Source organism: Alcaligenes parafaecalis (assembly GCF_026344135.1).
In the GTDB taxonomy this organism is placed as follows: Bacteria; Pseudomonadota; Gammaproteobacteria; order Burkholderiales; family Burkholderiaceae_B; genus Alcaligenes; species Alcaligenes parafaecalis.
The window spans coordinates 732,031-755,063 of record NZ_JAPKNA010000001.1 but is presented as its reverse complement, the minus strand read 5'-3'; the positions used below and the strand labels follow the sequence as shown (position 1 = coordinate 755,063).

Genomic DNA, 23,033 nt, shown 5'->3' with positions numbered 1-23,033 from the left:
GCTTTAAACATGAAGGATTATGGTGATTCCGCTTAATGCATGTCAATACATATGTATTAGTATATTCCCTATGGTGAGCCGCCTTACGAACGAAGCATCAGGGCTTGTCCTTAGGCTTTTTTCAACGGTAAAGCCAGGCAGATTGCTGCTAGCACGGCGCAAACTACCGTGACATCTGCCAGATTTCCCCACCAGGCCGACAAGGCCAAACCCAAGCCCAGTAGCAGGCTGTACATCAGACCGAAGACAGCACCTGCCATTCCGGCAACGGAACGATAGTTCTGCAAGGCGGCGGATAAAAGGTTAGGAATGGCCACCGCATAGGCCAGTGCCAGCAACATGGCAGGTAGTAGAAAAATCAGGTGTTTGCCCGCGAGCTCCAGCCCAATAGCCGATACCGCTAACAATAGGATTCCCCGCCAAATCAGACTATGGGATGACTGCCCCGCTGCCAGCCAGCGGCGGTTCAAAAATGCGCCGATAAACGTGCCCGCAGCCAGCAAGACACCGGCAATCATCATGGGCCGGTTGTCCGAACCCAAACCTTGCAGCAAAAAGGGAGCCCACTGATAAAACGCAAAAATCGTGGTGTTGAACAGAGCCACCAACAAGGCTGATTGCCAGATTGCAGGATCTTTCAGCAGTCGAATCAGAACCTGCCACAAGCTGCTGCTTTGGCGTTGGACGGGACGGGTTTCAGGGAGCTGCAATAGGCAGACGCTCAACAGAACCAAGGCCAGAACCAGCAGACCGATAAAAACCGGCATCACTTGAGCACCCGAGGACAAGGCCACACCCATGGCCAAACCCATCAAAGGACTAAGCGCCAGAGCGGCCCCGATAGTGCCGAAAATCTTGGCCAACTCTTCGGCCTGATACTGGTCCCGCAGCATGGTTTGTACGCCAATGGAGCCCACCGCCGCACCAAATGCGCTAATCATGCGGGCCAGCAAGAGCACCGTGAAGTTCGGGCTGAACAAGGCAAGCAGACAGCCCAGGCCATATACCGTCAAACCCGCCAGAACCGCTGGTCTGCGCCCTAGCCGGTCGCACAGCCACCCCCAGAACAGCACACCGACGGCAAAAGCAATAAAGTAGACGGACAAGGTTTGCCCCGCCTCACTGGCCGAGACAGCGTAGGTTTGGGCAATCAAGGGTAAAGCGGGACTATAGGCGGTCTCCACCACCTGCGGGAACATGATCAAAGCGATCATCAAGAGAAGAAAACGAGTCATGCCAATTCACATATCAATTTGAAAAGAATCAGCGTAATGCTGGTCGAATTTCTCCATTACAAGTATTCTGCTTAAAAATCCATGAAATCAGACAATCATGCCCTGGCTAGACGCAAGTGACCCTTTTCCCGATCTGACAGGCCGCCACGTCTTGGGTATTGCTGCCCGCTTGGCGCAACATGATTCCGGCCTGCACCAGCATCCCTGGGGGCAGATTCTGTACACGCATAGCGGCTGCATTACCGTCACCCTGGATCAGCAGTTGTGTTTGTTGCCACCGGGACGCTTGATCTGGATTCCTGCCCTTCTGCCCCACCAAGCGCAAATGAGCGAACAAGTGGACTACCGCTCCGTATATCTGGACCCCGTTCACTACCCGGACCTCCCTGCCAAAGTTCAGCTCCTGGCGGCGAACGACTTGCTGACAGCCGCACTGGACCGGATTACACAAGCTGATCTGGATATGGATTGGGATCAGGCACCGGGACGGCATGTCATGCTGGTCTTGCTGGATGAGCTGCAACACGCTCCCGACCAGGCTCTCTTTCTGCCCTTGCCCCAAGATAGTCGACTGAGACATATCGATCTGGATACCCTCCCCCCATCGCTGAACGTGCTGGCCAGCTATCTGGGGGCCAGCGAAAAAACCATCAGCCGTCTGTTCAAGCGGGATACCGGCTTGAACTACCAGCAGTGGCGACAACAATGGCGCTTGCTCAAGGCTATTGAGCAGCTCTCTACCGGTGCTCGTGTCACCCAATTGGCCTCGGACTTGGGGTTTGCCAGCGACAGTGCTTTTATTGCTTTTTTCAAAGAACAGACAGGTGTGACCCCTGGTCATTACAGCCGTCAGAAACAGAATGTTGATTAGGCGTTGATAAGCTGGCCACTGCCTTGATGTACATGATTGAAAACTCCAGCCCTTGATTCTGACTAGAGGCGATTGAGCGCTTGCTGACGCACGTTTTTTTAATCATTTGATTTGACGGTTTATGCAGGGTAATCAAACCAGCTCACCCTCCTGGTGAGCCGGTTTTTTTGTGTGTATCGCAGATGGTCTACGGTGATTTTTCTTCTGCCGCTTTAGGTCCATACCAAAGCTATAGATGTCAATTAATTCCTCCGTCGGCTGTATAGAGCGATGCTATGATCAATCGCTTATTACTACTAAAAAAGAGAGGAGACTGTATGAAACATTCATTCCGCCTGAGCCTGTTGGCAGTGACATGTTTGATGGCTGGTACAGCCTTGGCGCAAGCCAGCAACCCCATGATTGACACAGCCATGAGCAAAGCCGATGCCCTGGAGCAGCAGGTTATTGAATGGCGTCGTCATATTCACCAGAATCCTGAGTTGTCTTATCAAGAGCACAACACGGCGGCCTATATCAAAGCGGCCTTGGAAACCATGCCGGGTTACCAGATTCAAACCGGCATTGCCCAGACTGGCGTTAAAGCGGTGCTGAAAGGCGGTAAACCGGGTCCGGTCGTGGCCTTGCGGGCCGATATGGATGCCCTGCCCGTGCAGGAACGCAATGATCTGCCCTTCAAGTCCACGGCAAAAGGAATCTGGCAAGGTAAAGAGGTGTCGGTATCGCACGCTTGCGGCCATGACACCCACGTTGCCATGCTCTTGGGTGCGGCCAAAGTGTTCTCGGATATGCGTGATGAACTGCCCGGCACCATCGTGCTGCTGTTCCAGCCTGCTGAAGAACAAGGTCCCGGCAAACCACTGAGCGGTGCCAACGCCATGATGGCTGAAGGTGTGCTGGATCAGCCCAAGGTGGATGTGGTGATGGGCCAGCATATTGGCCCCTCCTACCCCGCAGGTAGCATTGGCTATCGCCCCGGTAGTCTGATGGCCAGTGGCGATGTGTTTTCCATTTCCCTGGCAGGTAAAGGCGGGCATGGGTCCTCTCCTTGGAATGCTGCCTCGCCCGTGGTTGCTGCGGCTGAAACGGTGGTGGCCTTGAACAATATCATTGCCCAGCGTACCAATCCACAGGACGGTACGACTGTCGTGACGGTAGGCTCGCTGCAAAGCGGTAACCGCCCCAATGTATTGCCGGAAAGCGCTGATATCAGCGGCACCGTGCGTTCCCTATCCAAGCAGAACCAGGCAACCGCGCATGAGCTGATTCAGCGTTATGCGCAAAACATTGCCGCGAACCACGACTTGAAAGCCACTGTCCGTATCGACACAGGCTATGAAGTCCTGGTCAGCGACCCTAAAGCGACGCAAACCGTAATTCCTGCCCTGGATCTGGCGACTGACGGGATTGGCGCCAAAGAAGTCGCTCCCGGCATGGGTTCGGAGGACTTTGGTGCGTTTGGCAAGAATGTGCCCGTTGTCTTTTGGCGTCTCAATGCCTCTCCCTATGCCGACAAAATGGGTGCGCCGAATCATTCGCCAGAGTTCATGATTGATGAGAAAGCATTGCGTATTGGTACACGTGCTTTGTTGTCCAGTTCCTTGACGTATATGCTGGAGAACAAGAAGCCTTGATCATATTTTCCTGTGCTTATTGAATGGGTTTTGCTCTAAACATTCAATAAACCCGTAGTTCTTCCGCTAAGCCAACTCATTATTATGGGTTGGCTTTTTTCTGGATTTTTATTTTGCAATAATTCATTCATACCATTTGGTTTCATTAATCCAATTTACATATCTTATTGATTTTAAAGAATATTAATTTAATTTTCTGATATTTTATTTTTTATTTGCGTCGATGCTATTATCAGCCCACCATTCACCACGGAAGGGAGAAGCATCATGAAGCGTTCTATTTGTTTTGGTTTTCTCGCTGCAACGTATATGGCTGCCAGTACTGTTATGGCACAAACACCCCCTACGATTATTGATCTTGCCATGCAGAAGGCGGATTTATTAGAGCCGCAAATCATTACGTGGCGACGTCATATCCATCAAAACCCCGAGCTTTCCTATCAGGAGAACAATACGGCGGCTTATATCAAGGCAGCCCTGGAAAGCATGCCCGGTTATGTGATTCAAACCGGCGTTGCCGAAACGGGGATTAAAGCGGTATTGACAGGTGGTCAGCCAGGGCCTGTTGTTGCGCTGCGAGCCGATATGGATGCTTTGGCTATTGAGGAGGTGAATGACTTGCCTTTCAAATCCACTGCCCGTGGAACGTGGCAAGGGCAGGACGTGCCTATTTCCCATGTGTGCGGTCATGACACCCATGTAGCAATGCTCTTGGGTGCCGCTCAAGTCTTTTCTGATCTGCGCGCCGATTTGCCGGGCACCATTGTGCTTTTGTTTCAACCGGCAGAAGAAGGGAATCCTACTCCTGGTGGGCTAAGCGGCGCGAATGCCATGATGGCTGAAGGTGTGCTGGACAGCCCTAAAGTGGATGTCATTATGGCGCAGCATATCCGCGCGGCGCAGCCGGCTGGAGGCATTGGCTATCGTCAGGGCGCCATCTCGGCCGGTGGTTATGGTTTTACGATAGGCCTGCAAGGTGAAGGCGGCCACGGTTCTTCGCCTTGGACGGCAACATCGCCTTTGCTTGCTGCCGCAGAGATTGCCCTCTCCTTGAATAATATTGTGGCGCAACGTACCAATCCTACGGACGGCACGACCGTCGTGACCCTGGGCAAGCTGCAAAGCGGGATTCGAGGAAATGTACTTCCCGATACAGCCAGTCTGGCAGGAACCATACGTTCTTACTCGCCTAACAACCAGGCAATTGCTCAGGACCTGGTTCGACGCTATGCCGAAAACATCGCTAAAAACCATGACGTAACGGCCAATATTGTTATTCGCGGTGGTTACGATGCCGTTATCAGTGATCCCGCAACGACAGCCATGCTGATCCCCGCTCTGGAGTTGGCTACGGACGGGATTGGAGCCCATGAGACGGAACCATCCATGGCATCAGAAGACTTCAGTGCGTTTGGCAAAAACATCCCCTTGGTTTTTTGGCGTTTGTTCGCCTCTCCCTATGCTGACAAGGATGGTGCGCCGAATCATTCCCCAGAGTTTGTCATTAATGAAGATGCACTCCGAATTGGCACCCGTGCTTTGTTGGCCAGTTCTTTAACCTACATGATCCAAAGCAATAATCCTTAGTTTTTCTTGATTATTAATATTAAAAAACCATGCATATTAGTCGCTCATTCTGACTGATTGGCTTTCGTTTTTTAAATGGCCGGTTCACTGTCTCAGTGACCGGCTTTTTTTTATAAAAAGGGAGTAGACATGAAGACGCATAATGGAGTGAATCAACTAAAGCAGGATTATGGCGTTACCCGCCATAGCGGTACAGAGTTGCTTAATCTGATCATGGCGTATTCCATTTCCACAGCAGTCCGGGCAGCCGCCCAACTGGATCTGGCAGACCTGATGAAAGACGGCCCCAAAACCGTAGAAGCCTTGGCTCAGGCCAGTCGTACTCAGGCGTCCCACTTGCAGCGCATCTTGCGCGTCTTGTGCGCCCAACGAGTCTTTAAAGAGCAACCGGTCAATACGTATCAACTGGATGAATTGGGCTGGAACCTGTGCTCGGACTCGCCCAGTCGTTTGAAAGAAGCAGCCTTGATGTTGACCGATCAAACCTTTCTTCATTGCGCAGGCGATTTATCACAAGCGGCGGCTGGCATTCCCATATTTAAAGAAAGATTTGGGCATGCTTTTTTTGAGCATTGGGACGATAAAGACATTCACGATATTTTTCATCAAGGCGTTTCAGGATTGTCTCGTGCTTCAAATGTGTTTTTAATTAATGAAATCTCCATTCCTGCCAATGCGACCGTGGTGGATGTCGGTGGTGGGATAGGAGGTTTGCTTTTATTGATTCTGAAAAAATTCCCGGACGCATATGGAATTTTGTTTGACCAAGCCCAGGTTTTAGCCAACTCTGTATTACCTGGCTTGAATCAGCCCGAACGATGGAAACTGGTGGATGGGGATTTCTTTCAGAGTTGCCCGGCTGGTGATGTGTACTTATTGCAGATGATCTTGCACGACTGGAGCGATGAGCAAGGCATCACTATTTTGCGTAACTGTGCACAATCCATGTCTGAAAATGGCCGGATTCTGGTGCTGGAAAGTGTGATCGAACCCGACAATAAGCCTAATGGCGGCAAGTTGCTGGATCTGATCACCATGTGTGTGCTGGAAGATAGCCGGGAGCGCACTTTAGGCGAATTTGAAGCCATGTTTGATCGTGCCGGGCTTCGTTTGTTACGACGTATCGATGCCGGTGGTCTGGCTTCTGTGCTGGAACTTGGGCATAAATAAAGGCAACAAGCGACAGAACCGCAACAAAGTGAATGGCCCCCAAAAGCTGGACACGAGTCCAGGCCTAGGGGGCCATTCCTGTTAACGGATCTGCCGATTTAGCCGTTTAACGAATTTCCAGCTTCTTGGCGCCTGCCCCACTCTTTTTCTTGGGCAGGATCAGCTCCAGCACACCGTTTTCGCATTTGGCTGTAGCTTGGGACTCGTCAATATCCTGAGCCAGGCTAAAGCGACGGGTTTGAACCCCGTAATAGCGCTCACTGCGCAAGACCGTATCGCCCTCTTTTTCTTCCTGAGTGCGACGACTTTCTACGCGAATAGAAACGACATTGCCTTCAACACTGACATGCACGTCTTCTTTGTTGATGCCAGGCACTTCAGCACTGACTTGATAGGCTTCTTCGGTCTCGTTGACGTCCAGACGGATGCTGGGCGGTGTATTACCGGCTAAAGAGCCGACAACAGGGACGCGTCGGAAGATGTCTTCAATATCCCGCCATGTATCCAGGCCTGCCAGATCGCCAAACGGATTAAAACGTGTCAAATGATTTGCCATGCTCGATCTCCATTTTTCCTTTGCTGAGCCCTGCTGCAATGGAAGGCGTGGGCTCGTTCGCCTACGTCACTACACATGGCGTTAGTGCCTGATATTTCAAGAGTCTAGATAAAAAAACCCGCCTGACTCCCTAGAGAGACAAGGCGGGTAAAGGTACGATCTTATGTTTTTTACCTGTGTGTCGAGATGGCCTTTATATCGGTCTGGGTGCGGGCCTTTGTCTCAATCAAGTGCTGCTTAAACCCGGCTTGGCATGAAGGATGGCATGCTGCTCCGGCTCGGGGTGCTCATCCCCAATCACCGGGACTTCCTTGCCGTCTTTGTCCATGACCTTGCCATTGATGACACGGTCACCTTCATTGAGCTTGGCCACATCCGAGACCCGCAAATAGCGGCCTCCTCCAGCGGCAAACACAGAAGGTTGATCGGGATTGCCCAGGGTAAAGTGGTTGAACAAGAGATTCAGCACAATGGCGACCAAGGCGGCCGAGCTGATGCCGGAATGGAAAATCGTTGCAAACCAGACAGGGAAATGCTCGTAGAACTTGGGAGCCACAATCGGGATCATGCCTGCACCGATAGCCGTTGCCACGATGATCAGGTTCATATTGTTTTCGTAGTTCACCTTGGCCAAGGTACGAATGCCGCTGGCAGCCACGGTGCCAAACAAGACCATGCCTGCGCCACCCAGGACGGCGGGTGGAACGGCCGCCACCAAACGACCCATGATCGGCAACAGGCCCAGCGCGATCAGAATCAGGCCACCAAACGCGACGACATAGCGGCTTTTCACGCCAGTGACGGCGACCAAGCCGACGTTCTGGGCAAATGCACTTTGTGTGAAGGAGCCAAAGATTGGAGCGACCAGGCTGGACAGCATATCGGCACGCAAGCCATCACCCAGACGGCGGGAGTCCACCTTGGTTTCAATAATGTCGCCCACGGCCAGAATGTCGGCCGAGGTTTCGACCAGGGTGACCAGAATCACAATCACCATGGAAATAATGGCGGCTGTCTGGAAGGTAGGCATGCCAAAGTGAAACAGGCTGGGCAAGGCAAAGACCTCGCCTTCACTGACTGCGGAGAAGTCGGCATGGCCCATCGCCACTGCAATCACCGTGCCGATAATGATGGCCAGCAAGATAGACAAGCGCGAGATGGTGGCGCTGCCCAGTTTGCTGAGCAGCAGCACAATCACCAAGGTCATGGCGGCCAGGGAAATATTGCCAACGCTGCCAAAATCAGGCGATGAGGGGTTGCCGCCCATGGCCCAGAATGCCGCGACGGGCATCAAGGTCAGCCCAATCGTCGTGATGACGCAGCCTGTTACCAAGGGCGGAAAAAAGCGGATGACCCGTGAAAAGATCGGTGTAATCAGCAGCCCTATTATTGAGGCCACAATGACGGCACCAAAGACCGCTGGCAAACCGCCACCCGTGCCCAGAATGGCAATCATGGTGGCGACACCGGAAAACGAGACGCCCTGCACCAAAGGCAGACGGCAGCCAAAGAATGGGACGCCCAGAGTTTGCAGCAAGGTGGCCAGGCCGCCCATGAACAGGCAGGCGGTAATGAGCAAGCCGGTTTCATTGGCAGGCAAACCTGCTGCCTCGCCAATAATCAGAGGCACGGCGATAATGCCGCCGTACATGGTTAATACGTGTTGAAAGCCATAGGCCAGATTGGCGCCCAGGCCCAGATTCTCGTCTTCGGGGCGCTGCGCAGTCGCTGCACCCGTAGCCGTTGTAGGTGTTGTCATGGATGTCTCCGAAAATAAATAGGCAGGGCTCTATAGGCCCTGTCACTACTGAACTTAAGCCGTCGTCGCGGTATCCAGTACCTTGTCGCGCAAGCGACGGGCGGCGGCTTGATGACGCTGCATTAAGTCTTCCAAATCAATGCCGCAGGGTTGGCCGTCAATAACGCGCCACTGACCGGCGACCATGACACGGTCAGCACGATCTGCACCGCAGAGCAGCAAGGCAGCCAGGGGGTTTTCTGCGCCGGAAAAGCGCAATTCATCCAGGGTGAACAAAGCCAGGTCGGCCTGTTGCCCCACATTCAAGCCACCAATGTCTTCGCGCCCCAAACAACGGGCCGAACCTTGGGTTGCCCAACGGATAACCGCTTGATGGGTGACTTGGCCCGGCTCGTAGCGCAGGCGGCCCAACAAGAGTGCCTGTCGCATCTCTTGAGCCAGATTGGAGTGATCGTTGGAGGCCGAGCCATCGACGGCCAAGCCTACCGGTGCGCCAGCCGCTTCCAGCTCGATGGTGCGGCACAGGCCGCTGCCCAGCACCATATTGGACGAGGGGCAATGGGCGATGCCCGTACCGGCGCGGCCAAGACGTTGGATTTCTTCATCGTTGAAGTGAATGCCGTGGGCCAGCCAGGTGCGATTGCTTAACCAGCCTTGCTGATCCAGGTAATCCAGCGGACGCATGCCAAAGAGGCGTTCGCAGTAAGCGGTTTCGTCGTCGGTTTCAGCCAAATGGGTGTGCAGGCGCACATCTTCGCGCTCGGCCAGCTTGGCGCTTTCACTCATCAGCTCGCGGCTGACGGAAAACGGCGAACACGGAGCCAAAGCCAAGGTAATCATGGCCCCATCTTCACGTTGGTGATACTGGCGAATCAGGCGCAGGCTGTCGTCCAGAATGGTTTGCTCATCTTGTACGACGTTTTGCGGGGGCAAGCCGCCTTGATCGCGGCCTACGCTCATGGAGCCGCGTGTCAGGGCTGCCCGAACACCCAGACGCTGAGCCGTTTCTGCCTGACAATCAATCGCATGCTGCAAGGCCCCCGAAAACACATAGTGGTGATCGGCGACGGTGGTACAGCCCGATTGCAGCAGTTCCACCATAGCCAGTTCACTGGCCACCTGCATTTGCTCATCATCCAGACCGGCCCAGACGTCATATAGCGTGGTCAGCCAGGGGAACAAGGGCTTGTTCAGCGCAGGGGTATAGGCCCGTGTCAGGGTTTGATAAAAGTGATGATGGGTATTGACCAAGCCGGGCAGCAAGACATGGCGGGATGCATCCCAGCTTTGATCGTAGGCTTGGTGGGGCTGTTGTCCGGCAGCGACCTTTTCAATAATGCGGCTGTCTTGTACCAGTACGCCACCGGCAGCTTGCGCATCTGAACAGGCCAGTGGATTGCGAATCCACAGGATCGGGGAACGGCTAGTCATGAGTGTGTCTCCTGCGTTTTATTTGCTTTTTATTGTTGTCAGTTCGACTTGCCGACTTATATACCTGCTGTGATAAGGGTTATCTGAAGCCCAAGGATCCTGTGAGCCAGTTCCGCTCCAAAGCTTGATTATTCCTATGTCATTCAGGAACCCATATGTCTTCTATACGGATTCCTGTATATCGATGCCCTATTTTTTTTACGGCATGCGGCGACATAAAAAAGTTGCTCAAAATCAGGATTTATCCTCTGGACAAAAACGTCGGAGTATTGTCCTTTAATCGCTTAAAGCCTAAATCATTGGCCCGCTTAAGAATTTATTTAATGGCATAAAAAAGCATATAAAACCGCCTGTCCACACATTTTGACCATGCTGCTTCAGTCATGTTAATGGTGTCGCCAAGCGCATTAAAAGCGCCGTTGTGCGGACCTCGCACACATTATTCGGAGAACACATGCAGCATATAAAAATCAAACCCGGCGCACCCCTGGCCGAGCAAGCCGAGATCGGTCACAACCGATGGCATCCGGATATTCCAGACCTGACCAGCGTGAAACCTGGCGAAGAGATGATTCTGGAATGTATGGACTTTCTGGACGCCCAGATTCAAAACACGGATAGCGCAAATGATGTGCGCGACGTTGATCTGACCCGCGCCCACCCACTGACTGGCCCTATCCACGTAGAAGGCGCCGAACCTGGCGATATTCTGGTGGTGGACCTGCTGGATATTCGCTGCATTACCCCTGTGGGTTTTTCTGGCATTTTTGCCAAAGAAAATGGCGGTGGTTTCCTGGCTGAGCATTTCCCTGAAGCCGACAAGGCCATCTGGGACTTGCACGGCGTATATGCCACTTCCCGTCACATCCCTGGCGTACGTATCGCTGCCATGATGCACCCTGGCTTGATCGGCACCCTGCCCTCGCACGAATTGCTGCGCGAGTGGAATCGCCGTGAAGCCCTGTTGGTGCCTAAAGGCCATGCCAACCCACCTGATGCCAAGACAGCCGTTTTGCGCGGCGTAAAAGGCGCTGAATTCGACCGTATGGCGGCAGAAGCCGCCCGTACCGTGCCTCCACGTGAGCACGGCGGCAACCTGGACATCAAGAACCTGACCATTGGCTCGCGGATTTACTTCCCCGTCTATGTGAAGGGTGCGGGCCTGTCCATGGGTGACTTGCACTTCTCCCAGGGCGATGGCGAAATCTCCTTCTGTGGCGCCATTGAAATGGACGGTGCGGCCCATCTCGGCTTTGATCTGATCAAAGGCGGTATGGCCAAGTACAATCTGACCGCGCCTATCTACGTTCCAGGCCGTCACGATCCCAAGTACGATCAGTGGATGCACTTCACCGGCATCAGTGTCGAGGAAGGCGTCAACTACTACCTGGATTCCACGGTTGCGTACCGCCAGGCCTGTCTGGCCGCTATCGACTACATCAGCCGCACGACAGACCTGTCGCGTGCACAGGCCTACATGCTGCTGACAGCGGCTCCGGTTGAAGGCCGTTACGGTGGCGTGGTGGATCTGCCTAACAGCTCCGCTTCTCTGGCATTGCCTACCGGTATTTTTGATACCGATATCCTGCCTAAAGGTGCTCTGAATGATGCGGCCCGCTTTGGCCGTCCAGGCACTCGCTGTAACTTGACCTGATCGGTCTCTGGCCCTGGTTCTGGATTCAGAGCCGGGGCTTGCTTTACTCGGATTTGCCATGCCTTTGTACGACTACCTCTGTAATCATTGCCTGCAACGCAGCAGCCATCTGCGCAGTATTGCCACCCGCAATGATCCCCAAACCTGCCCTGCCTGTGAAAAAGGCAGCCTCTTGCTGCAAGTAAGCGCACCACGACGACTGTTCAGCAAAGACAGCCCCACGCGCGGTTTGACGCCACAGCAGGCTTTGGCTGGAAATAATGTGACGGGTCCAGGCACCCGATCCAGTACCCGAAATTCCGTGATTCACACCTGTATGGGCCCCGGCTGCAGCGTTTGCGCCTAAATACCGTCAGTACGCCGCATAAGCAAGCTGTTAGCTCTGACAGTCCTGCCCTTATGGCTGGCGTGGCGTGGCCCAAGCTGAATTTGTCCGGCCCAATGTGTTGGTTTTACGAGATTCACGCCCTGTAACATGATTCGCCCTGTTTATAATCAAGAATCAATCTCATTACTACTGGGTGTTCATTATGTCGGTGTCCTCGTCTCCCGCCGCTAAGCGCCACGTGCCTAGCGGCGTATCTTTTATGCCTTTAAGCAGTCTGGCAGTGGCTTTATGTTTGGCCTTCCCCTATCAGACACATGCGCAACCAGTGGACGAGTTAGACCGCATCGTGGTCAAGGCCGAGGATGAACTCAAGCAAACTCTGGGTTCCTCCATCATCACCGCCGAAGACATCCAGAAATCCCCTCCCGCCAACGATATTTCTGAAGTCCTGCGCACTATGCCGGGCGTGAACCTGACCGGTAACTCGGCCAGCGGCCAGCGCGGTAATAATCGCCAGATCGATATTCGTGGCATGGGCCCGGAAAACACCATGATTCTGATTGACGGCAAACCCGTCAGCTCCCGCTCTGCCGTGCGTTTTGGCTGGCGTGGCGAGCGTGATTCACGTGGTGACACCAACTGGGTGCCTGCTGAACAGATCGAGCGTGTGGAAGTGCTGCGTGGCCCGGCAGCGGCCCGTTACGGTAACGGTGCGGCGGGTGGTGTAGTCAATATCATCACCAAACCTACGACTGACACCTTCCAGGGCACCTACTCCTTGTACGGCAACCTGCCTGAACATAGTGATGAAGGTGCAACGCGACGCATGAGCTTTGGCTTGAGCGGCCCGGTCAGCGAGTCCCTGTCTTTCCGTTTGTACGGGAACCTGAACAAGACTGATTCGGATGATCCGGAGATCAATAAAGGGCATCAGACCGAGCGTGGCGGTGCCAATGCGAACAGCCTGCCTGCCGGTCGTGAGGGTGTGCGTAATAAAGACATCAATGGTTTGCTGTCCTGGCGTCCGGATAGCCGCCAAACCGTGGATCTGGAGGCTTCCTATAGCCGCCAAGGCAATATCTACACGGGTGACACCCAGAATACGAATACCAACGACGAGGTGAAACGTCAGCTGGGCGATGAGACGAACAAGATGTACCGCCAGAGCTACTCGCTGACGCATCGTGGCGACTGGAATGACAAGACGAATTCCCTCGCCTACTTCCAGTACGAAAAAACGCGCAACTATCGTCTGCTTGAGGGTCTGGCAGGTGGTACTGAAGGGGCCTTTAATGATCCAACACGTGTGAATGATGGTGGTTTCGGCACGGTAGATCTGACGACCATGACGGCTCACGCCGAGGCCAGTCATCAATTCAAGACTGGCAGTGTTGAGCAATACGCCACTTTCGGTATGGAGTGGGTGGGTCAGGAGCTGAACGACAAGTCTTCGGACTTGGCACAACGTAATCCGACCCGTATCCCTGGCGTCCCCAACAAATACAAACCCAAGTCGCGGGCGAATATTTACTCGGTTTTCGCTGAAAACAATATCTACGCGACTGACAAGACCACCGTTACGCCCGGTCTGCGTTTTGACTATCACGACAAGCATGGCAGCAACTGGAGTCCTTCGCTGAACCTGACGCATGCCGTGACGGATAACTGGTTGCTGAAAGCCGGTATTGCCCGCGCTTACAAGGCTCCCAACCTGTATCAAAGCAATGACGGCTACACCTTGTACAGCCTGGGTAACGGCTGCTGGGGCAATACCACGGGCAGCAGCACAGGTTGCTTCCTGCAAGGTAATTCGGACTTGAAGGCTGAAACCAGCATCAATAAAGAGCTGGGTGTGGAGTACGTGGGTGACAATGGCCTGGGTGCCAGCCTGACCTACTTCCATAACGATTACCGCAACAAAGTGGAAGCCGGCCGTTTTGCCACCAGCAGCTTTACGGCCAATAATAATCAGCAATTGATTCTGCAATGGGAAAACATTCCCAAAGCCGTGGTCTCAGGTCTGGAAGGTAACTTGACGCTGCCTTTGGCCGAAAACTGGCTGTGGTCAACTAACTTCACCTACATGATTGAGTCCAAGAACAAGACTACAGGTGAAGCGCTGTCGACAATTCCCAAGTACACCATCAACACGACTCTGGACTGGAATGTGAATGCCGACTGGTCCCTGCGCGCCAAGGCAACCTTCTACGGCGAGCAAAAGCCACCGAAGTATGACTACTACGGCCAGCCTTTGACGGGTTCTGCAACCGACAAGGTCTCCCCTTACGCCTTGTTTGGTCTGAGCACGCAGTACAAGATCAACAAGCATTTCCGTATCAATGCCGGTGTCGATAACCTCTTTGACAAACGCCTGTTCCGCCGTGGTAATGCCATCGGTGTGAACCTGGGTACACCCAACTACATTTACGGTGCCGGGGCTCATACTTTCAACCAACCAGGTCGCACTTTCTTCCTGGGTTTGAGCGGGACGTTCTAAGCAGTTCTCGTCTACAACTCAGGTATATAGCGCCCCTCCAAAAAATGGAGGGGCGTTTTTTTATGCCTGAAAAATACAGCCGAGCGTCAACATTTCAACCTTTAAATGTTCTTTTTGACCTTCATCAAGACTAGACCTTTGTATTCTTCATATGCTTATAACTACAAATAATGTAAATGGGTTCAACCCAAGCATAAAAAGGAAAACACATGATTCCAACCGCCGAGCCCAAAAAGGGCAAGCGACGTTTTCTTAAGGAATTGCTGGGCCTTAGTGCCGGTGCAACGATTATTCCTATTCAACCTGTTCAAGCTGCCATGAACAGTCAACCTCCACGACGTAGCGGTGGGAAAGATGGGGCCCGCTACGGCATGGTGGTTGATCTAAGAAAATGTATCGGTTGCCAGGCCTGTACGGTCAGTTGCTCTATCGAAAACGCACCGCCTATCGGGCAGTTCCGCACCACGGTTCTGCAGTACGAGGTGCTCGATGAGCAACAGCAGGCGGCCATGCTGAGCCTGCCACGCCTCTGTAATCACTGTGACAACCCGCCCTGTGTGCCGGTCTGTCCGGTACAGGCGACTTTCCAGCGCGAAGACGGTGTGGTGCTGGTCGACAACGAACGATGTGTCGGCTGTGCCTACTGTGTTCAAGCCTGTCCTTACGACGCCCGTTTCATTAACCATGAAACGCAAACCGCCGATAAATGCACCTTCTGCGAGCACCGCCTGGAAGTGGGCCTGCTGCCCGCCTGTGTGGAAAGCTGCGTGGGTGGCGCGCGCGTTATTGGCGATATGAACGACGAAACCAGCACCATTTCCCAACTGCTTAAAGAGCACAAAGAGGAAATCCGCGTACTCAAACCCGGCATGAATACCAACCCGCATGTGTTCTACATCGGTTTGCCGGACGAGTTCGTTGATGGTGTGGATGGCCAGGCCAGTGTGCGCCTGACCAATCAGTTCTAAGGGGCCGCTATGTCTATTATCGAAATTCTGACCCCCGCCTACGAAGTTGCCTGGCTACCTTGGGCGGTTCAATACTTTTTCCTGGTCGGTATGGCCGCCACCAGCACCGTCTGGGTATGGCGTTGTGCCTGGTCCAGCGACAGTGCCTTGCGCCGTCTGGAACCCGCGCTGATGATCGTGCTGCTGTGCAGCAGCATTGCCGCCCCTGTGTCCTTGTTGGCGGACTTGCACCAACCCGGTCGATTCTGGCATTTCTATGCCCATTTCACCCCCTGGTCCTGGATGTCGCTAGGCGCTGTTCTGTTGCCTTTGTTTGTCGGCTTGTCCGTGGCCAACGTCTTGGCCTGGTGGTTGAATAAACGTGCCCTGTGGCGCTGGTTGAGCCTGGCCTTGCTGGTGTCGGCCTTGTCCATTCTGGTGTACAGCGGCTTTGAAGTGATGGTGTTGCGTTCGCGTCCTTTGTGGAATACCGCTTTCCTGCCGATCAACTTTGCTTTGACAGCGGCTTTGGCTAGCCTGGGCGCTATTTTGCTGGTGGCTCGTTTCCTGCCCGGTGGTGTGGCTGGTTTGCCGCTGGAATACGTACGTCGCTGGTCTTTAGGTGTAGTCGCGACCTTGATCGTGGTGGCCCTCTTCTGGGTTGGCTCCGGTCTGATGGGTTATAGCCATTCCTTCGGCGCAGCTTGGGAGTTGTTCCAGACTTACCCCGTCTGGCGCTTGGGCTTCCTGGGTTCTTCGGCTTTTGGTCTGCTGATTCTGTACATGCTCAGCCGCCCTGTCAGCACCTTGCAAGGCAATTTCTACAGCTTGTTGTGCGCAGCTTTTCTGCTCGGCTCTGCCTGGGTATTTCGCTGGATTATTTTCATGGCGGTACAAGGTGTCCCTAAATACGGCGCTGGTTTGTACCTCTACACCATGCCCTTAGGCAGCGATGGTCTGCTGGGAATGCTGGGTGTGCTGGGCTTGTGTATTGCCTTGCTTGCCGCCAGCACCACCCTGCTTTCTCTGTTCCCGGCTCGTCGTCCTTCCTTGACGGCTTGAGCCCCGCAGATTAACTAGCTTTCAGGTACTTATCGTCATGAGCAAGAAAAAAGAAACCCCTAACCTGTCGCGCCGACAGGTCTTGACCCGCGGCGGCGTTGCCGTGGGTGGTCTGGCTGCCTTCGCGGCGGGCTATAGCGATACCGTGGTTAAAGCGGTGCAAGGTCTGGGTCAAGGCACAGCCGGTGTTCCCACCGCCCACGCAACCCGTGGTAACTCCTTGCAGGCTGAATTCCGTATCGATCCGATCACGGGCCTGCTCGATACCCAGCCCGGTCAAATTGTGAGCCCCTCCAGTTGCCTGGGCTGCTGGACACAGTGCGGTGTGCGTGTTCGCATCGATACGGAGAACAACAAGATTCTGCGTATCGCAGGTAACCCCTACCACCCCCTGGCCACCACACAGTCGGCCCCCATGGACCAGCCTGTGCGCGAGGTCTACGCCATGCTGGGTGGGGAAAACGGTCTGGAAGGCCGCGCAAGCGCCTGTGCCCGTGGTGCATCCATGCTGGAACAGCACAGCAGCCCTTACCGCGTTCTCTCGCCTTTGAAACGTGTTGGCCCTCGTGGCTCCGGTCAATGGGAGCGCATCAGCTTTGAACAATTGATTGAGGAGGTTTGCGAAGGCGGCGATCTGTTCAAAGAAGGTCAAGTCGACGGTTTGCGTGCGATCTGGGATCACGAAACCCTGATTGACCCGCAAAACCCCGAGTTTGGTCCGCTGGCCAACCAGTTGCTGTTCACGGATGCGGCTAACGAAGGCCGTACACCCTTGGTCAAGCGCTTTGCTGAGCAGGCTTTCGGGACGATTAACGTCAGTAATCACGGTTCTTACTGCGGCCAAAGCTTCCGTGTTGGTACCGGTGCGGCGATGGGCGACATTAAAGGCATGCCACACGGCAAGCCTGACTGGAAAAATGCCCGGTTTGGGCTGTTTATTGGTGCAGCACCAGCTCAATCCGGTAACCCGTTCCAGCGTCAGGGCCGTGAATTGGCTGAAGCCCGCTCGCGTCCTGAAAACACGTTCAAATACGTTGTTGTTTCCCCGATCCTGCCTACCTCGTCCAGCCTGGCCTCGGGCAGTGGCAACCGCTGGCAACCTGTTCTGCCGGGCACGGATCTGTCTCTGGTCATGGGCATGTTGCGCTGGATTCTGGAACAAGAACGCTTTGATGTAGAGCACTTGTCCTTGCCCCATGCTCCAACAGAGCAAGACGAAAACACCGCGTCCTGGACCAACGCCAGCCATTTGTTGATCGCCGATCCCAAGCATCCTGGTTTTGGCCGCTATTTGCGTGGCACAGACCTGGGTTGGGAAGTGGCTGAAGGTGCCGAGTCGCCCTTTATCGTTCAGGACGAACAAGGCGAGCTGCGCGCCCATACCGATCTGGATCGCGCCACGCTGTTTGTCGACCGCACGGTAGCACTGGAAGACAAGGACGTACGCGTCTGTACCGCTTTGCACATGCTGCGCGAGCGCAGTCAGGAAAAATCCATTGCCGACTACGCCAAAGGCTGCGGCATGGACGAAGAAGCCCTGATCGAGCTGGCCCGTGAATTCACCAGCTATGGCCGCCAAGCCGTTGCCGACGCCCACGGTGGCACCATGAACGGCTCGGGTTTTTACACGGCTTATGCCATCGCCATGTTGAACACCTTGGTGGGCAACTTGAACCTGAAAGGTGGTTTGGTGCTGGATGCAGGTCCATTTGGTCCATTCGGCCCCGGCCCACGTTATAACTTCGCCCAATTCCCCGGCAAAGTGACGGCGAAAGGCGTGTCCTTGTCGCGCCATCGCTTCGCTTACGAAAAATCCAGCGAATTCAAGCGTCGTCAGGCGAATGGTGAGGCTTTATACCCGGCTCCCGCTCCCTGGTACCCCGCCGTGGGCGCCTTAAGCAGTGAAATGATCGCTTCGGGCTTGAACGGCTACCCCTACACCAGCAAAGTGTGGATCAACCACATGAGCAATCCGGTCTACGCGATTGCTGGCTTCAAAAATGCCTTGCTGCACAAGCTGAAAGACCCGGCTGTTCTACCGTTGTCGATTTCGGTCAACCCGTTCATCAACGAAACCAATGCCTACGCCGATTACATCGTGCCCGACACGGTGACCTATGAAAGCTGGGGCGTTTCTGCACCGTGGGCGGACGTGATTGCCAAGTCCTCCACATTACGCTGGCCTGTCATGCAGCCACGCGTAGACCGAACTGCTGACGATCAGCCTATCAATCTGGAAAGTTTCTTGTTCGCGGTGGCCTTGCGTCTTGGACTGCCAGGTTTTGGTAAAGGCGTGTTGAAAGACAAAGCAGGGAATCCACACGATTTGCTGCGTGCAGAGGACTTCTATCTGCGTGGCATGGCCAATATCGCTTTTGGTGCAGGCCGTCCGGTTGGCGATGCATCCGACGACGATATGCGTGTGACAGGCGTTGATCGCCTCTTGCCGGATCTGCAATCGCGCCTGCATCCGGAAGAGCAACGTAAAGTAGCGATGCTGTTGACTCGTGGTGGCCGATTCGACCGAATCGAAAACGCCTGGAAAGGAAATCAGCTTAAAAACCGCTACGACAACGCTTTGCAGGTCTGGAACGAAGACCTGGCCAAGATGCGTCACACCATGACAGGCGAGCGCTTGAGTGGTTGCCCCACTTGGTACCCTACCCGTCTGGCCGATGGAAGCCCAATGCGCGAACATTTCTCTGAACAGGAATGGCCGCTGCTGATGAGCTCCTACAAATCCAATTTGATGAGCTCCATGTCTATCGGCATGTCTCGTCTGCGCCAGGTACACCCGCATAATCCGATTTCCTTGAATTTGGATGATGCGAAGAACATGGGTATTCGCAACGGCGACCGCATTCGCGTCAGCACACCGGGCGGTGCTGTTGAAGGTGTGGCTTTGGTGCGCGGCGGTATCATGCGCGGGGCTATCGCTATCGAGCACGGTTTTGGACATACCGAGTTGGGTGCGCGTTCGCACCAGATTGACGGTGAAGCGATGCCTCACCTGACGGATCTGGCTGCAGGTGTAAACCTGAACGAACTGGGCTTTGCTGACCCGACCCGTGGTAATGGCCAGGACAACGTCTGGATTGATTGGGTGTCTGGCGCTGCCGTGCGTCAAGGCTTGCCAGCCAAGGTGGAGAAGTTGTCGGCTTAACAACGCCCCCTCTTTCAAGAGTTTCTTGAAAGATAAAAACGCCGATTGTCCTTTGGATAATCGGCGTTTTTCTTTGAGCTTTTTTATACGTGTATGAGGCCTGTTTGCTCAAAGTATCAGTCTGGTCTTGAGGAAAGGTCTTGATATGAATGTATGAGAGCAAGAAATGCTCTCCATCGCTGCACTTCCTTCTGATACTGCGTCAACAAGCAAATGAATGGTAAGTAGATCCGCCCCTCCCTTTGCTGGAGACTATCTTTTTAATGAAGAAAACTCTTTTCCGTTAATTGCATTTTATTATTCTCAGATTAGTGTGTATTACTGGCTAGGGATGGGATATAGATATAGGCGATGCGGAAATACGTTAAACTCGCACAATCCTCGCGGGTATCTGATCAAGATTTCCCCACTATCCGGCCTTAGCTCGCCCCTACATCCCTACATCCCTACATCCCTACATCCCTACATCCCTACATCCCTACATCCCTACATCCCTACATCCCTACATCCCTACATCCCTACATCCGACTTCAGTTTCGGGGCTTGAGCACGTCTGTACCAGTCTTTCCCCTTTTACTGACCTTACGCTTATGAATCCTTTCGTCCTTATCTCCGGCTGCTCTGGCGGCGGCAAATCCACTTTATTATCCGAGCTACAAAAGCGCGGCTATACGGTTATTCAGGAACCTGGACGACGTATTGTTCAGGAGCAACTGGCCAAAGGTGGCTCTGCTCTTCCCTGGCTGGATATGGAAGCCTTCCTGATAGAAGCCATAAAGACAGCGCAGGATGACTATTTAAATGCCCCAAAAGACGGTCGCTGGGTGTTTTTTGATCGAGGCTTGCTTGATGCGGCAGCCGCTTTGCAGGAATTGAAGGGTGTGCCACTGCTGGATGATCTCAACAAGTCCTGCCCTTACCACTCACAGGTGTTTTTAACGCCGCCCTGGCCTGAAATATACGAGGCTGATCCAGAACGTCGTCACGATATGGACGCCGCTTTACGTGAGTATGAACGTCTGGAGCGTATTTATCCCTTGCTGGGCTACCAAGTGAGCCTGTTGCCCAAAACAACGGTGGAGAAACGTGCTGATTTTGTCTTGAAGGTGCTAGCTCAAATGTGAGTAAAGCCTTGTTATGCAAGATATCAGGTCAGTAAAAGGGGCGGGCTCACACAGGCCCATAATCCACTTGTGGGCTGCGGTTCACTCCAAGCCTTGTACGCAAACCAAAGCATTCGACACAGCAAGGCACAGCAAAAGCTCCATGAAAAAGAGCCGCCAGTCTTAAAACTGACCGCTCTTTTCACTTCATTCAGGCGGAAATCAGCCTTTCAAAGCGGGTATCACGCGAGACAGAGTCCCTGCCACCGTACGCTCCAGCACATCGACCAGAACAACTGTTTGCTGATCCACTTCAATATTCAGTAGATCACCCGCCTTGTAGCGGGAGAAAGTCGTCTGGCGCAGCGTTTCCGGAATCAGGTTGATGGTCACAACGCCCTCTTCCACATCCGCCACCGTCAAACTGCAGCCATTAACGCCCAGAAAACCGCGTGGGAACACGTATTTGGCCCAATCTTCCGGTACACGGAAACGCAGGCGGTTACCTGCTTCAGTAATGCTTAACTCCAGCACTTCAGCCGTAGTCGCGACATGACCAGCCATGACGTGGCCGCCAATCTCTTCATTCAACTTGGCCGATCGCTCGATATTGACCAGATCACCTGTTTTCAGAGTACCCAGATTCGTGCGCTCTAACGTGACGGGAATCGCATCGAACGTCACTTTAGGACCGGAAATACTGGTCACGCTCAGGCATGTGCCTTCAACGCTGACACTGGCACCCAATTGCAGGTCTACCAGCAGCTCGTCGGTGAAATCGATCTCGAATTCGGTACGGCCTAGCTCAGCCTTGACGGCCGTCAGAGGACGAACCGCTTTAACAATCCCGGTATACATCAGCACACTCCTTCGCAGAATTCATGCAAAAGACCAACGGCTAATGCAGGGGAGATTTTCAGATTTTTCATTTGAACGCATCCTTGAGTAAACAATGCGTCCTCTGGGCAGCAATAAAACACGTCGCTGCCCTGATCACAAGGCAGCGATGCTTCATCTTCTTTCATCCGGACTCTTACCGTCGGCCCAGGCTTCTCACCTGATCTGCTGACCTTTCCCTAAAGGAAAGCGCTCGCGGGCTTGGGGTATTCCCTTTACCGCCGGTGGGGAATTTCACCCCGCCCTGAAGACGTTTGCAGTGTAAGACCGGAGCCCGACTCTAATCAAGCACGGCCCGGGTCAGCCGCAGGTCTTAGGCCTTGCGATGCACGCTCAAACCAGCAAAGCTTTGCGCCACAGGCATCAACTCGATGTAGTTGACGTTCATATGGGCAGGCGCATTCATGATCCAGGCGATGGTGTCGGCAATATCGTCAGGAGTCAGGGCATCCACGTTCTGGTAAAGCGCAGCGGCTTTATCTTTATCGCCCAGACGAACGGTAGAGAAGTCCGTACCGGAACAGAGGCCAGGAGCCACGGTAGACACACGAACTGCCGTGCCCGACAGGTCGGCACGCAGATTCAGGCCCAGTTGATGCACAAATGCCTTGGTTGCGCCGTACACATTGCCACCTGCGTAGGCATACTCGCCTGCGGTCGAACCCAGATTGATAATGTGACCCTTGTTTTGCTTGACCATGCCAGGCAGCAAAGCATGCGTAATATGCAGCAGCGCGCTGATATTAGTGGCCACCATGGTGTCCCACTGATCCATCTTGGCGTCTTGCGCCTTGTCCACACCCAGAGCCAGACCGGCGTTATTGATCAGCACATCGATATTGGGGAAACGAGCCGTCAGATCAGCCAACACCGCTTCGGCACGCGCACGATCCGTCAGATCCACGCTGACCGGTACAAAGCGTTCACCCAGCTCTGCAGCCAATGCATCCAGCTTGTCCTGACGACGGGCCAGACCCAGCACGGTATGACCTTCAGATACCAATTTACGGGCAAGTGCAGCCCCAAACCCTGAGGAAGCCCCGGTGACAACAGCGGTTTTCATAGTGCGATCCCTATACAGCTCGCTGCTCGTTAAGCAGGCGACAATTAAAGCATTAAGGATAGCAAACTTCCGGAAC

The 23,033-nt window shown here is 53.9% G+C and carries 18 protein-coding genes and 1 riboswitch; of the genes, 11 read left to right on the top strand and 7 right to left on the bottom strand.

Features of this window, described 5'->3' with window-relative positions; translation table 11 throughout:
* Window positions 1-110: 110 nt before the first annotated feature.
* Window positions 111-1,235, bottom strand: coding sequence for an MFS transporter (locus OSH09_RS03505; RefSeq protein WP_266120174.1), 1,125 nt, complete (start codon window positions 1,233-1,235; stop codon window positions 111-113).
* Between the two features lie 97 nt (window positions 1,236-1,332).
* Between OSH09_RS03505 and OSH09_RS03500 the strand changes: the two genes are divergently transcribed.
* The 4 genes from OSH09_RS03500 to OSH09_RS03485 all read left to right on the top strand — a co-directional run bounded on the left by OSH09_RS03500 (window position 1,333) and on the right by OSH09_RS03485 (window position 6,497).
* On the top strand, window positions 1,333-2,106 hold the full coding sequence (locus OSH09_RS03500) for an AraC family transcriptional regulator (protein WP_207874769.1): 774 nt from the start codon (window positions 1,333-1,335) through the stop codon (window positions 2,104-2,106).
* A gap of 317 nt (window positions 2,107-2,423) precedes the next feature.
* Entirely contained in the window at window positions 2,424-3,740 is a 1,317-nt protein-coding gene (locus tag OSH09_RS03495) for a M20 metallopeptidase family protein (protein ID WP_207874767.1), read from the top strand.
* A 267-nt stretch (window positions 3,741-4,007) separates the two neighbouring features.
* Window positions 4,008-5,327, top strand: coding sequence for a M20 metallopeptidase family protein (locus tag OSH09_RS03490; RefSeq protein ID WP_266120173.1), 1,320 nt, complete (start codon window positions 4,008-4,010; stop codon window positions 5,325-5,327).
* Between the two features lie 129 nt (window positions 5,328-5,456).
* On the top strand, window positions 5,457-6,497 hold the full coding sequence (locus OSH09_RS03485; RefSeq protein WP_266120172.1) for a methyltransferase: 1,041 nt from the start codon (window positions 5,457-5,459) through the stop codon (window positions 6,495-6,497).
* Window positions 6,498-6,603: 106 nt separating this feature from the next.
* On the opposite strand, the gene OSH09_RS03480 is transcribed toward OSH09_RS03485, so the two are convergent.
* The 3 genes from OSH09_RS03480 to OSH09_RS03470 all read right to left on the bottom strand — a co-directional run bounded on the left by OSH09_RS03480 (window position 6,604) and on the right by OSH09_RS03470 (window position 10,243).
* On the bottom strand, window positions 6,604-7,053 hold the full coding sequence (locus OSH09_RS03480; RefSeq protein ID WP_222668086.1) for an Hsp20/alpha crystallin family protein: 450 nt from the start codon (window positions 7,051-7,053) through the stop codon (window positions 6,604-6,606).
* A 226-nt stretch (window positions 7,054-7,279) separates the two neighbouring features.
* Window positions 7,280-8,812, bottom strand: coding sequence for a nucleobase:cation symporter-2 family protein (locus OSH09_RS03475; RefSeq protein ID WP_266120171.1), 1,533 nt, complete (start codon window positions 8,810-8,812; stop codon window positions 7,280-7,282).
* Window positions 8,813-8,866: 54 nt separating this feature from the next.
* The gene (locus OSH09_RS03470) at window positions 8,867-10,243 is read right to left on the bottom strand and encodes an 8-oxoguanine deaminase (protein ID WP_266120170.1); all 1,377 of its coding nucleotides are present in this window, start codon (window positions 10,241-10,243) and stop codon (window positions 8,867-8,869) included.
* 454 nt (window positions 10,244-10,697) lie between these two features.
* On the opposite strand from OSH09_RS03470, the gene fmdA reads away from it, so the two are divergent.
* The 7 genes from fmdA to OSH09_RS03435 all read left to right on the top strand — a co-directional run bounded on the left by fmdA (window position 10,698) and on the right by OSH09_RS03435 (window position 21,018).
* The gene (fmdA, locus tag OSH09_RS03465; protein ID WP_207874755.1) at window positions 10,698-11,897 is read left to right on the top strand and encodes a formamidase; all 1,200 of its coding nucleotides are present in this window, start codon (window positions 10,698-10,700) and stop codon (window positions 11,895-11,897) included.
* Between the two features lie 58 nt (window positions 11,898-11,955).
* Window positions 11,956-12,243 carry an FmdB family zinc ribbon protein gene (locus OSH09_RS03460; RefSeq protein ID WP_266120169.1) on the top strand — a complete coding sequence of 96 codons (288 nt, stop codon included), beginning with the start codon at window positions 11,956-11,958 and terminating at the stop codon, window positions 12,241-12,243.
* A 184-nt stretch (window positions 12,244-12,427) separates the two neighbouring features.
* Window positions 12,428-14,722, top strand: coding sequence for a TonB-dependent siderophore receptor (locus OSH09_RS03455; protein WP_266120168.1), 2,295 nt, complete (start codon window positions 12,428-12,430; stop codon window positions 14,720-14,722).
* A gap of 209 nt (window positions 14,723-14,931) precedes the next feature.
* A complete protein-coding gene (gene dsrO / locus OSH09_RS03450) occupies window positions 14,932-15,690 on the top strand; it encodes a sulfate reduction electron transfer complex DsrMKJOP subunit DsrO (RefSeq protein ID WP_207874749.1) in 759 nt (252 codons plus the stop codon).
* 9 nt (window positions 15,691-15,699) lie between these two features.
* Window positions 15,700-16,731, top strand: a complete 1,032-nt coding sequence (gene nrfD, locus OSH09_RS03445; RefSeq protein WP_266120167.1) for an NrfD/PsrC family molybdoenzyme membrane anchor subunit — start codon at window positions 15,700-15,702, stop codon at window positions 16,729-16,731.
* A gap of 37 nt (window positions 16,732-16,768) precedes the next feature.
* Window positions 16,769-19,894 (top strand): tetrathionate reductase subunit A, encoded by a 3,126-nt coding sequence (locus OSH09_RS03440; RefSeq protein WP_266120166.1) that lies wholly within the window; start codon window positions 16,769-16,771, stop codon window positions 19,892-19,894.
* Between the two features lie 590 nt (window positions 19,895-20,484).
* Window positions 20,485-21,018, top strand: a complete 534-nt coding sequence (locus OSH09_RS03435) for an AAA family ATPase (protein ID WP_266120165.1) — start codon at window positions 20,485-20,487, stop codon at window positions 21,016-21,018.
* A gap of 201 nt (window positions 21,019-21,219) precedes the next feature.
* Here OSH09_RS03435 and OSH09_RS03430 read toward each other — a convergent pair whose 3' ends face one another.
* The 3 genes from OSH09_RS03430 to OSH09_RS03420 all read right to left on the bottom strand — a co-directional run bounded on the left by OSH09_RS03430 (window position 21,220) and on the right by OSH09_RS03420 (window position 22,957).
* The gene (locus OSH09_RS03430) at window positions 21,220-21,855 is read right to left on the bottom strand and encodes a riboflavin synthase subunit alpha (protein WP_266120164.1); all 636 of its coding nucleotides are present in this window, start codon (window positions 21,853-21,855) and stop codon (window positions 21,220-21,222) included.
* Complete coding sequence (locus tag OSH09_RS03425; RefSeq protein ID WP_266120163.1) at window positions 21,855-22,022, bottom strand: hypothetical protein; 168 nt, start codon at window positions 22,020-22,022, stop codon at window positions 21,855-21,857. Before OSH09_RS03425 ends, OSH09_RS03430 begins: the two co-directional genes overlap by 1 nt.
* Window positions 22,007-22,150, bottom strand: a riboswitch (FMN riboswitch). (Overlaps the previous gene by 16 nt.)
* Before the next feature lie 57 nt (window positions 22,151-22,207).
* A complete protein-coding gene (locus OSH09_RS03420) occupies window positions 22,208-22,957 on the bottom strand; it encodes an SDR family NAD(P)-dependent oxidoreductase (RefSeq protein ID WP_207874737.1) in 750 nt (249 codons plus the stop codon).
* Window positions 22,958-23,033: the final 76 nt, after the last annotated feature.